Source organism: candidate division KSB1 bacterium (assembly GCA_022562085.1).
GTDB lineage: Bacteria > Zhuqueibacterota > Zhuqueibacteria > Oceanimicrobiales > Oceanimicrobiaceae > Oceanimicrobium.
In genome coordinates this window covers 1-11,200 of the sequence record JADFPY010000133.1, presented here as the reverse complement: position 1 = coordinate 11,200, position 11,200 = coordinate 1, and the positions used below count along the sequence as shown (strand labels likewise).

Below are 11,200 nucleotides of genomic sequence, written 5' to 3'. Positions count from 1 at the left end.
GGCAATTAGTGAGGTGGCAGGAAAAGAGAGCAAAAGCGTTAAATTGATGCAGGTTAGCATTAGTATGATTGACTTTCTCATTGGTTTCCTCCTTAAATCTTTAAGAACAATTAGTCAATTTGAATTATGAATTATAAAAAAACATATAAATTCTATCGGAGGAGCGTACTCGTTTCATGTCAATACCCTCCTTCTGTCATGTGGGTGAACGTGAGGCCAAGCCCGTCGCTCTCCATCCATTCGTCGATCTGGCGATACTGTTCGGGTGCGACAAACAAATGTACCTTGTGCCCCGCTCTTGTGATAGCACGGTGAGACATTTTCGGTCTTTATCATTTTATTTCAATACTGCCGCCAAAGATCGTGCAAGCAGAAGGCTCGAATGTCGGCTACTGTAAAGATACGAAATCAAGGGTAGGTCCCGCTAACGGTGGTGTAGCAAAATTTAATGGCGGTGTAGCAAAATCGGGGTTTTATGACAGAATCAGAAAGTAAAGCAGAAACCGAAACATTGAACCTTTTTGCGAACGGATAGCTTTGCTTTTTATCCATCTTCGCCGGGGTGGCTGGCAGCAAACTCCGAAGGGGATTGCCCGAAGAGTTCCCGAAATGCCTTGGCGAAATGGGAGAGACTGTTGAAGCCGACATCGTAACAGATTTCTGTGACGGTGCCAGCATGGTGTTGCAAGAGTTGAGCTGCGCGTTTGAGTCGATACATGCGGATGAATTCGTGGGTGGGGTAGTCTGTGAGGGCACGCAGCTTGCGATGCAACTGTGAGCGGCTCAACGCAACCTTTTTCGCAAATTCCTCAGTGCTGAACTCGGGGTCGGACAGGTTTTCTTCTATGATAAAAATGGCTTTTTGCAGGAATTCTTCGTCCATTGAGGTGACGGCGATGTCTTTGGGCTGGAGTTTGATTTCCTTGCGAAAGCGTTCGCGTAATTTGCGCCGTTGTTCGATGAGATTTTTAACCCGCACTTGAAGCTCGCGAGCATCGAACGGTTTGATAATATAATCATCGGCGCCGGTTTCCAACCCTTCGACTTTGCTTTCGCCGCCGGCGCGCGCAGTTAGCAAAATGACCGGAATGTGGCTGGTTCTCTCATCGGTTTTCAGTTTGCGGCACAGTTCATGGCCGTCCATCTTGGGCATCATCACATCGCTGATAATCAAGTCGGGAACAGCTTCAGCGGATTTTTCAAAGCCATCTTCGCCGTCCACGGCTTCCATGATTTGATACTCTTTTTCCAAATAATCGCGGATGTAGGTACGGACATCTGCGTTATCTTCCACGATCAGAACGATGGGGAGGGCATCAGAACCTTCCGAAGGTTCCAAACCTTCGGAAGGTTCTCCTGTGGTGGCCTCTTCCAAAATTTCTTCGGACGACGGTGAGGACACCCCCCTTAGTCCCCCCTCGAGGGGGGAATAAAAGGGGGGTGTTTCCGCGATTTCCTCCTCGGCTTTCAGATGATCTTTCCCCAGCGGCAGGCAAACCGTGAAGGTAGTACCCATGCCGGGTTCGCTGGTGACTCGAATCTCTCCTCGATGCAGCTCCACCAATTCTTTGGTCAGCGCGAGACCGATACCGCTGCCTTCCTGTTCGCGTGTGTAGGAATCGTCCGCCTGGTAGAAGCGATCGAAGATTTTTTCCAGTTTCTCGTTCGGTATGCCAACCCCGCTGTCGGCGACGGTAATCTCTGCATGGGATTGTGTTGTCGAAACAGCCACTGAGATTTTGCCTTTTTCGGGAGTGAATTTAAAAGCATTTGAGAGCAGATTGGAGACGATCTTCTCCAATTTATCCCGATCAACATAGACTATTAAACCTTCCGAAGGTTCTGAACCTTCGGAAGGTTGAGGCGGTTGAAACCGCAGGGTAATCCGTTTACGCTCCGCCAGCGAAGAAAATGAAAGCACGATACCTTTGAGAAGGGGGATGATGTTTTCCGGTCTGGTTTTAAGGGACATACTGCCAGCCTCCAGCTTCGAGAGATCGAGAAGCTGGTTTATCAGACGCAGCAGCCGCCGGCCATTGCGCAGCATCACCCGGAACTGCTTTTTGACCGTTTCCTCAACGTTATCCGAAAGCAATTTTTCCAACGGCCCGAGGATAAGGGTGAGCGGCGTGCGGAACTCGTGCGAGATGTTGGCAAAGAATTGTGACTTCATCTGGTCGATTTCAGCCATTTTCTCGGCCTGCTCGTGTTCGAGTTCCAGTTCCTGTCTCAGGCGCGCGCGACTCAACTCGAAACGTCGCACAGCCAGAAGAAGTGCGAAAAGGGTTGTTGCATATAAGGCATAAGCCCACCAGGTTTTCCAGGGCGGTGGAGTAATGATGACCTTAATCGAGGTACCTTCTTCGTTCCAGACACCATCATTGTTGGAGCCTTTGACTCGAAAAGTATATTCTCCGGCCGGCAGTCCGGTAAAGGTCGTAAAGCGGCGCGTACCGATATAATTCCAGTCATCATCGAATCCCTCCATTTTATAGGCGTATTCATTCTTCCCGGGGTCTGCGTAATGGAGCGCGGCGAACTCGAAAGAAAAGACACTTTCTTTGTAGGTCAGCTCTATCTCTTTTGTGGCGGTAAGGGACTTTTTTAGACGATAGGTTTCAATGCTGGTTGTGCCGTTTTTTTCCCACCAGGAACCTGCAACCGGAACCGACTTGTTGAATATTTGAAAATCTGTGATAGCAATTGTAGGGGCATGGTGATTGCTTTTCATTGCCGATGGGTAAAAGGAATAAAATCCGGTGTGGTGGTGGTCGGCAACAAACATTGCACCGCTTCTTTGACTCTTGTGAAGTAAAGTCCCCTGGGCACTGAAGTCTCTGAAGGTTTCGCTTTGATAATTAAATCTGGTCAAACCACTGTGGGATCCACCTGCGGAACTAATCCACAGATTACCATCATCATCATCCAACAGGCCGTCAATTGACCTATCAGACAGGTAATGGACAAAGTATGGTTCATCGCGGGCAAGACTATCGGTTTCGTTGCGATCAAGTTTGTTGAGCCCGACACGTGTGCCAATCCAAAGCGCACCCTGCTGGTCTTCATGTATGGCTGTAACGGTATTATGACTCAGACTTTTTGAGTTTCCAGGCTCATGCTGATAATGCGTAAATAGATTCTGTCCCCGGTCGAATCTATTGAGTCCACCGCCATCGGTGCCGATCCAAAGTACGCCTGCACGATCCTCGAAGATCGGCATCGTGCCGCTACTTTCACTTATGGTGTTCGGGTTTTCAGGGTCATTTTCGTACCAGACGAAGGTGTCCGTTTGACGATCATATTTGTTCAATACGCCATGAAGGGTTCCGATCCAGAGCACATTCTCTCGATCGGCATAAACCGAATTGACCCACCAGTTGCTTATGCTTTTTGGTTCACGGTAGTTCTGATAGCGCGTCCATTCCTTCTTCTGTGGATCAAATTTGTTCAAACCACCTTCGTGGGTTCCAATCCAGAGGTGGTTTGACTTGTCTTCACAGATTGATAATATACGATTGTGGGACAAACTATTGGGGTTAGCAGAGTCAGCCTGGAAATGCGTCCACTTATTGTTTTTGCGATCGAATCTATTCAGCCCATCAGCCGTTCCAAGCCAGAGAATCCCGTCTTTATCCTCCAAGATTTCGGTGACGTGATTGTGACTCAAACTATTGAGATTGTCTGGGTCGTGATTATAATGAGAAATCGCTTCACTTTGTCTATTCGATTTATAAACTGCACCAGAAACGTCTATCCAGAGCGTTCCGGTATTGTCTTCATAGACTGCTCCGACTTTTTCATTGTTGTAGCCGGATGCTATCTCGACCTGACAACGGATAAACTCGGAAGTTCCTTCATCACCCCGGCTCATTCGGTAAAGCCCGTTTTGAACCGCAACCCACAGGACATCTGATTTGTCTTCAAAAATTGACCAGATTATATTGTTAGAATAGTTATATTGATCTTTCGGCTCGTCGATGTACCGTTCAAATGAGATGTTGCCAGAGTCATCGCGGACCATACGCGACAGCCCGGAACTCGTCCCGACCCACAGCACACCCTGTTTGTCTTCATAAAGTGACCGGATAAATCTGTTACTCAAGCTCCTTGGGTTTTCGGGGTCATGAAAATAACGGACAAATTTTTCTCGGGCACCGTCGAAACTGACTAACCCTTCCGAGCTTCCGATCCACAAAACACCTGATTTGTCTTCCAGAACGTCAAGTACACCGTTGTGTCCATCGCTGTCGAGAGCCCCAGGCAAGTTCTCGTAAAGCGTGAATTGACCCGTTTGAGGATCGCGCTTGATCAATCCCGCTCCCGTTCCTAGCCAGAGTACGCCAGCGTTGTCTTCGCAGATCGCGTAGACCGTATTGTTTTGCAGGCTGTTGGGATTGCCGGGTTCGTGTCGATATCGAACGATCGTGTCACTTTCAGGGTCTAATCGATTCAAACCCTCGCTGGTTCCGACCCAGATCATGCCGGAAGAATCTTCCAGAAGTGACCTAATCCGATTATCACTTAAGCTGTTCAGGTTCTGGGGATCATGATCATAGACAATCGCAGTGTAGCCGTTATATTTTAACAGGCCGAAACTTGTGCCGAACCACATGAATCCGTGCCTATCCTGGAACATACAGTTTGGCTCATCCGGATCTGGCCCCTTCTCGGGGACGAGGCGTTCAAATTCGATGCGATACCTCGAGCCCGTCGAAGAACTGTAATCTTCTGATTGGCTCAGAAGAGGCTCTAAGGTTGCCAGACGGCTGGCCCCCTGTGCCTGCAGGTCTGCAGGCAAGTTGAAAATAAGCAGCAGAATCATCAAGTGGAATCGTTTCATGTGTGTTCTGTATGATTCCGTAAACACATCCAGATTTTGCTTTGGGCGCATCAGGTAACACTAATGAAACACGTTACTCGAGTTTCGGACCCTCTACCTGTACCATTTTTCATTTAGTAAAAGCGTCCCATATCATAAATAGCTTTGCCGGACTTGATATATTCTAATAAACTATGATATAATTCAGAAATATACTTTGAGCCATCTTTCCCATTAAGCAAATCGAGGATTTGGGATGCATTCGGTTTCTTCATGACTATGTATGTTTTCACTGACTCAAAACCTTAATCCTATCTCCCGGCCGCACCCTATCCGTCAACTCCATGCCGTTGATAATCGCCAACTCTTCAGGAGTAGATTTCTTGGTTGGGTAGCGGGCCAGGAAATCTTTCAAAGTGCTGCTTTTTGCTACCCGGACAACTTTGATGCGCGTCGGTTTAGCATTCTTGGCTGCCTGGTTTTTCAGCCGCTCAAAATTCTCCATGGTGTATCTGAAATCGCGGCGGTGCTTCTCGTAGTTAACTGTGGAGGTAAAGCCGTGAAAGACAAAAACATTTTGTGCTTTTTCTATAAAATAGGAAAGTACACTTAAGTCTCCTTGTTGACCGGCAATGGTAACCTCCCTGATTTCGGTGGTAAAGCCATTGAGTCTTCGGTAGTCGGATGACTTGACCGTGGCTTTTGTGTCCGCGACGAATTTATCTGCGGCCCGACGCGCACTTGCTTCTTTTGCGAGTGTAAACTGAATGCCGGCGGTTTGCTCTTTATTTCCCATCTGGACTGCCTGAGGTGAGTTCACCAATTGCCAATCCGTCGGCACCGGGAATTGAAAATCAAGAGTTGGATGGTAAAAAGTGCCGTTTTCAACAAATCCCTGTCGCGGGTCTTCGCCAAATACAAGGCCGTCAATGAGGGCAAGATAAGGCTCTCTTGCGGTTTTAAAAACAGAAGAAGGGGATTTTGCTTGAGCCTCCTTGGCAAGGGCCAGTGTTTTGGCCTCCCGATCTTGCGGATCGGGGTGAGTGGAAAACCAGCTGTCCAGAGCACCGCCCCCACCGCCGCCGGCCTGTTTCCTTAAATCTGCAAGTGTGCCAAAAAAGTGGGACATATTCGTAGCGTCGTAACCGATTTTAGTTGAATATTCGACGCCCAGCATGTCCGACTGCCGCTCCTGATCCCGGCTGAATCTCATGAATAATAAGCCAACGCCTAATTGCGCAAAATCACTATAATTACGAAAAGTCTCTGAAACGACCATTCCGACGCCCAAACCAATCTGCGCCAGTTGCCCGCGGGTGTAAGCCTTGGCGCCATGCCTTGCAGTAACGTGTCCGATTTCGTGACCCAAAACGCCGGCCAGTTCTGCCTCGGAGTTCATGTATCCTAAAATACCGCGCGTGAAGTAGACGTAGCCGCCAGGCAGCGCAAAAGCGTTGATAATCGGACTGTCCACGATTCGAAAGGTAAATTTTAAGTGGGGTCGGTGGGAGATTTTGGCCATCTTTTGGCCCATTTCATCTACGAATTTTGCAATCTTGGGGTCATCGTAAATACCATACTGTGCAACGATGCTGGGGTCGGCCTCTTTTCCCAACTGGATCTCTTTACTCTCGCTGAGAAGGTTTAATTCCCTTTTACCCGTTACTGGATTTGTTGCACAGGAGATGAATTGAAAAAGACAGAAAGTAATTAATAAATAGCTTCCCTTTGAGAAAGTTTTGCGGCTCATTTTAGCCCTCCTTTGTTTTACAGAGTTACAGAGTTACAGAGTCATTATGCTGCGCGTCATTTAATGGTCACTAATTCATGTCCTCTTGACTTCGTGAAAAATGACACCACAGGTAAATGACCTACTGACTTTTTGTCATTCATTTGCCTTGACATTATTAGCTGTTTTTACTATAATGAAACCGATTAATGTCATCTCTGTGTTCCAAACTATGCGAAATTTATTGAAAAAATCAAGACCTCAAAGGAGAAAAAATGACTAGGTTCAAAGATTTCACTACTTTATTATTTTTACCGGTGTTTTATTTGAGTTGTGGAGGAGGCCCGGAAATGGATATTCATGAAAATGTTGGGGAGATTTTAGAAAAATTTGCCCCGACAGAAATTACAGCAGACATTTCGCTTCTCCCGGAAAATGAGCGTCAAGCACTGAGCAAGCTCATTGAGGCGAGCAAATATATGGATGAAATTTTCCTCAGACAGGCCTGGGAGAAAAATCCGGAATATCGCCAGGCTTTGGCGTCTCGAAGCGATGATCTCGGCAAGAAAGCATACGAATATTTTAAGATTTCCTACGGTCTCTGGGATCGCCTGGATGAGCACGAAGCGCCGTTTATCAACGAAATGAAAAAACCAAAAGGAGCGGGTTATTATCCTGAAGATATTACTAAAGAAGAATTTGAAAGTTATATCAGCGACCATCCGGATCAGGCGGACACCCTGAAAGGCGATTTCACGTTGGTTCGCCGCCAACAGGGAGGCCTGGTGGCAATACCCTATTCCGAGGCATTTAGAGAATGGCTGGAGCCGGCCGCAAAACTTATGCGTGAGGCCGCTGACTTGACAGAAAATGAGTCGCTAAAAACATTTCTGCGTTCCCGGGCAGAGGCTTTTTTTACTAACCAGTACCGCCAAAGCGATATGGACTGGATGGATTTAGACAGCCCCGTGGAAATTACCATCGGTCCGTATGAAGTTTATGAAGATAAACTATTTGGCTACAAAACTGCATTCGAGTCTTTCGTCACGATAACCGACCCTGAAGAAAGTAAGAAACTGGATCGCTATAAAGCAGAGCTGCCAGCCATGGAGCGCAACCTGCCGATTCCGGAGAAAATGAAAAATCTAAAACGTGGCAGTGAATCTCCGATACGGGTTGTGGATGTTGTACTCACAGCGGGGGATACGAAAGCAGGCGTGCAAACGGTTGCATTTAATTTGCCCAATGATGAAGTGGTTCGTGAGCAAAAGGGCAGTAAAAAAGTTTTGCTGCGTAACGTCCTCTCAGCTAAATATGATAAAATTTTGTACCCAATTGCGCAACGACTGGTCAACGAGGAACAGCGAAAATACGTAACCGCTGAAGCGTTTACAAACGAAGTTCTTTTTCACGAGCTCTCGCATGGTCTTGGCCCCGGAAAAATTGTCGTGGATGGAAGAGAAACCGAGGTCCGCAAGGAGCTGAAGGATTTATATTCCGCTTGTGAAGAAGCCAAAGCAGATATCATGGGGGTTTACAACATTCATTTCATGATCAAAAAAGGACTGCTGCCTGTTTCCTTTAAGAAAGAAATCGCCGTGACTTATCTGGCGGGGCTGTTTAGAAGCGTGAGATTTGGGATTGGTGAAGCGCACGGTAAAGGTGTTGCCCTGCAATACAATTATATGCTCGAAAAAGGAGCGATAGACTATGATGAGGCGACCGGTACTTTTACGGTAAATTTCGAGGACTTCGAAAATTGGGTGCGAGAGCTGGTACAGGATATTTGTATTTTACAAGCTACCGGTGATTATGACGGAATGCAGGCATTCTTCGAAAAATATGTTAAGATGCCGGAGACGCTGGCAGCCGCGCTTGAAAAACTTAATGATGTGCCGGTGGATATTGCTCCGCAATATACATTGGCGGAAGAATTGACTGATGGTACCAATTAGTATCCGACAAGTTATTTTTTGCACATTTTTGGCAGAATTTGAAATCACAAATATCAAATCCTAAATAACAAGTGCCGACGGCTCGGCGTCCCGGGAAGGCGGGATAATTTCCAAAATCCAAATTTCAATGCCGACGGTTCGGCATCAAACAAAATCACTGAAGTTACGGTTTTATTGGATATTGGGATTTGGTATTTAGTTTTATTTGTAGTTTGTTTTTTGAGATTTGCGGCTTGTCCGCGTTAGGAATTATTAATTAAACATAGGAGGGACTAATGACACGCAATTTTAAACTTTTTGCACTGTTTGGGTTTGTTTTGATAGCCTTCAACCTGGCCTGCTCAAACAAAACTGAAGAAAAACCTGTAGTCGGAGAGGTTGCAACTGTTGCGCTTAAGCCGGCCAAGATTGTTTATTACGCCCTTCCCGGCTGACCGTTCTGTGCCAAAGTTACGACCATCGTGAATGGTCTTGAAACTGAATACAAAGGCAATTTGGAATGTGAAATTCTGGATGCAACGACACCGGAAAGCGTAGAGCAAATTAAAGGCTACGGATTTGGTAACCACGGTTTGGTGATTTTTGATGGCGAGGGAAATGTTCAAAAAAAGATGGACGGCCACCTGATGCAGGAGCCGCAAATCCGTCAGGCTCTGAAGGAAGTGATGGGAGGTCCTTAAATTCAATTGGGGTTCAATCTCTGTAGGGGTTTAACATTTTAAACCCCTGCCTTACTGCATAACGGGCAATCCTCAGGTTCGTGATTTCGGGCCGGACAATATCCCCGGCCAAAATAGATAATTTGCAGATGTAATTTAATCCATTGCTCTTCCGGGAAAATCCTTTTTAAATCTTTTTCCGTTTGTACCACGGATTTGCCGTTTGAAAGCCCCCAGCGGTGTGCCAAACGATGAATGTGGGTATCCACCGGAAACGCGGGAATGCCAAAGGCCTGCGCCATCACCACCGAGGCGGTTTTGTGACCCACGCCGGGCAAGGTTTCCAAATCCTCAAAAGTTGCCGGTACCTTCCCCTTGTATTTTTCGACTAAAATCTCAGAGAGTGTGTGAATGTTGGCAGCTTTTGTGGGGGCTAAACCAATCGGCTTAATAATCTCCCGAATTTCATCAACACTGATCTTGGCCATTTTTCGGGGAGTATCGGCTTTTTTAAACAAAGTCGGCGTGACCCGGTTCACCATCGTGTCGGTGGTTTGCGCTGACAGTAAAACCGAAATCAGTAAGGTGAAAGGGTCTTTATGTTTGAGCGGAATGGGCGGCTGCGGGAAAAGTTCATCCAGAGTTTTAGCGATGATTTTGGCTTTTTGTTGTTCGGTCATTTTTTTGGATCGAAGTTAGTTTGAATTTGGTCCTTTAGGAGTAAATTTCTCGCTAAAAAACAAAAAATATCACGCAAAGGCGCGAAGATGACGCAGAGAAGAAATAAAAAAAGATGAATTATACATCCAAACTAATTCTCTGAATGCTTTTCTTTGGTACAAATTAAGGCAAAGACATTTAGAATCCCGCAAAAAAACTTTGCGTATCCTTTGCGTCCCTTCGACAAAGCTCAGGACAGGCTCTGCGACTTTGCGTGCGCTTTTATCTCTGTTCTGCTTGGTTTAGATTCTGTCTGGTTAGGAAGCAAATATAACATTTTTTCTTTAACTTACAATAATTCCGGCTGTGCTATTTTGTGAAATTCGCTTCGCATTTATTGACACCTTCTTTTGGAAATCGTATATTCTTTCTCCAAAATTAACCAAGACTTCCTTTCTAAGTTCAAAAATCATGACCCGCGAAAACCTTCTTATTGACGGCAAAAGAATTCCCGCACTCTCAGGACACGCTTCAAAGGTCTTTAATCCGGCCATGGGTGATATTTTAGCTGAAGTAGCTGACGCTGGTTTGGAAGATATCGATATTGCAGTTCAGAGTGCACACCGCGCATTCACAGAAGGACCCTGGCGCAATCTCAATAGCCGTGAACGGACCCGCCTATTATTAAACCTTGCTCAATTAATTCGGGAAAATGCCAAAGAGCTTGCGAACCTGGAAACCCAAAACGTCGGCAAGCCAATTCGCGAGGCCCGCGATGAAGTCAACCACGCAGCCGATTGTTTTGAATATTATGCCGGCGCCATCAACAAAGTGGGCGGGCAAACAATCCCTGCTGCCGCTACGGGTGTGAGCATGACTTTCCGCGAACCCATTGGGGTTTGCGGACTCATTTTACCCTGGAATTTTCCCATTGTGATTGCTTCGTGGAAGATTGCACCGGCTTTGGCCATGGCGAACACCGTTGTGGTCAAACCTGCTGAGCAGACCCCTTTAACTGCCCTTCGCCTCGGTGAACTTGCCCTGGAAGCGGGTATTCCAGTTGGGGTTCTGAACGTCGTTCCAGGCAGAGGAGAAGTGGCCGGCGAAGCACTCGTCAAGCATCCTTTAGTTCGAAAAATTTCCTTCACAGGTTCCACAGAGGTTGGCCGCAAAGTGATGAAATTAGCCGCTGAGGACATTAAGCGAGTTACTTTGGAATTGGGTGGAAAGTCTGCAAACATCGTTTTTGCGGATGCTGACTTTGAGAAAGCGCTGCCCGGAGCGGTTTGGAGCGTGCTAGGAAACGCAGGTCAGGATTGCTGTGCCCGCAGCCGCTTGCTACTTGAAAAATCAATTTATGATGAATTTGTTTCTAAGC

At 46.7% G+C, this 11,200-nt stretch carries 8 protein-coding genes; 4 read left to right on the top strand and 4 right to left on the bottom strand.

Features of this window, described 5'->3' with window-relative positions; translation table 11 throughout:
• Nucleotides 1-544: 544 nt before the first annotated feature.
• The 3 genes from IH879_12165 to IH879_12155 all read right to left on the bottom strand — a co-directional run bounded on the left by IH879_12165 (nucleotide 545) and on the right by IH879_12155 (nucleotide 6,569).
• The gene (locus IH879_12165; GenBank protein MCH7675692.1) at nucleotides 545-4,840 is read right to left on the bottom strand and encodes a response regulator; all 4,296 of its coding nucleotides are present in this window, start codon (nucleotides 4,838-4,840) and stop codon (nucleotides 545-547) included.
• Nucleotides 4,841-4,953: 113 nt separating this feature from the next.
• On the bottom strand, nucleotides 4,954-5,112 hold the full coding sequence (locus tag IH879_12160) for a hypothetical protein (protein MCH7675691.1): 159 nt from the start codon (nucleotides 5,110-5,112) through the stop codon (nucleotides 4,954-4,956).
• Nucleotides 5,109-6,569: a M48 family metalloprotease gene (locus IH879_12155; protein ID MCH7675690.1), complete on the bottom strand. Its 1,461-nt coding sequence runs from the start codon at nucleotides 6,567-6,569 to the stop codon at nucleotides 5,109-5,111. The genes IH879_12160 and IH879_12155 overlap by 4 nt, the downstream gene beginning before the upstream one ends.
• Before the next feature lie 329 nt (nucleotides 6,570-6,898).
• Here IH879_12155 and IH879_12150 point away from each other — a divergent pair, with 329 nt between their 5' ends.
• The 3 genes from IH879_12150 to IH879_12140 all read left to right on the top strand — a co-directional run bounded on the left by IH879_12150 (nucleotide 6,899) and on the right by IH879_12140 (nucleotide 9,183).
• Nucleotides 6,899-8,503, top strand: coding sequence for a hypothetical protein (locus IH879_12150; protein MCH7675689.1), 1,605 nt, complete (start codon nucleotides 6,899-6,901; stop codon nucleotides 8,501-8,503).
• Nucleotides 8,504-8,778: 275 nt separating this feature from the next.
• Nucleotides 8,779-8,937 (top strand): hypothetical protein, encoded by a 159-nt coding sequence (locus tag IH879_12145; GenBank protein MCH7675688.1) that lies wholly within the window; start codon nucleotides 8,779-8,781, stop codon nucleotides 8,935-8,937.
• A 27-nt stretch (nucleotides 8,938-8,964) separates the two neighbouring features.
• The gene (locus IH879_12140) at nucleotides 8,965-9,183 is read left to right on the top strand and encodes a hypothetical protein (GenBank protein MCH7675687.1); all 219 of its coding nucleotides are present in this window, start codon (nucleotides 8,965-8,967) and stop codon (nucleotides 9,181-9,183) included.
• A 38-nt stretch (nucleotides 9,184-9,221) separates the two neighbouring features.
• Here the strand turns inward: IH879_12140 and nth are convergent, their stop codons facing one another.
• On the bottom strand, nucleotides 9,222-9,842 hold the full coding sequence (gene nth, locus IH879_12135) for an endonuclease III (GenBank protein MCH7675686.1): 621 nt from the start codon (nucleotides 9,840-9,842) through the stop codon (nucleotides 9,222-9,224).
• 451 nt (nucleotides 9,843-10,293) lie between these two features.
• On the opposite strand from nth, the gene IH879_12130 reads away from it, so the two are divergent.
• The coding region (locus IH879_12130) for an aldehyde dehydrogenase family protein (GenBank protein MCH7675685.1) at nucleotides 10,294-11,200 on the top strand (907 nt) is incomplete at its 3' end.

What these genes read in the sequence shown, in the direction of transcription:
- IH879_12165 (MCH7675692.1), bottom strand. Translation starts at nt 4,840, where the DNA reads ATGAAACGATTCCACTTGATGATTCTGCTGCTTATTTTCAACTTGCCT.
- IH879_12155 (MCH7675690.1), bottom strand. Translation starts at nt 6,569, where the DNA reads ATGAGCCGCAAAACTTTCTCAAAGGGAAGCTATTTATTAATTACTTTC.
- IH879_12150 (MCH7675689.1), top strand. Translation starts at nt 6,899, where the DNA reads ATGGATATTCATGAAAATGTTGGGGAGATTTTAGAAAAATTTGCCCCG.
- IH879_12145 (MCH7675688.1), top strand. Translation starts at nt 8,779, where the DNA reads ATGACACGCAATTTTAAACTTTTTGCACTGTTTGGGTTTGTTTTGATA.
- nth (MCH7675686.1), bottom strand. Translation starts at nt 9,842, where the DNA reads ATGACCGAACAACAAAAAGCCAAAATCATCGCTAAAACTCTGGATGAA.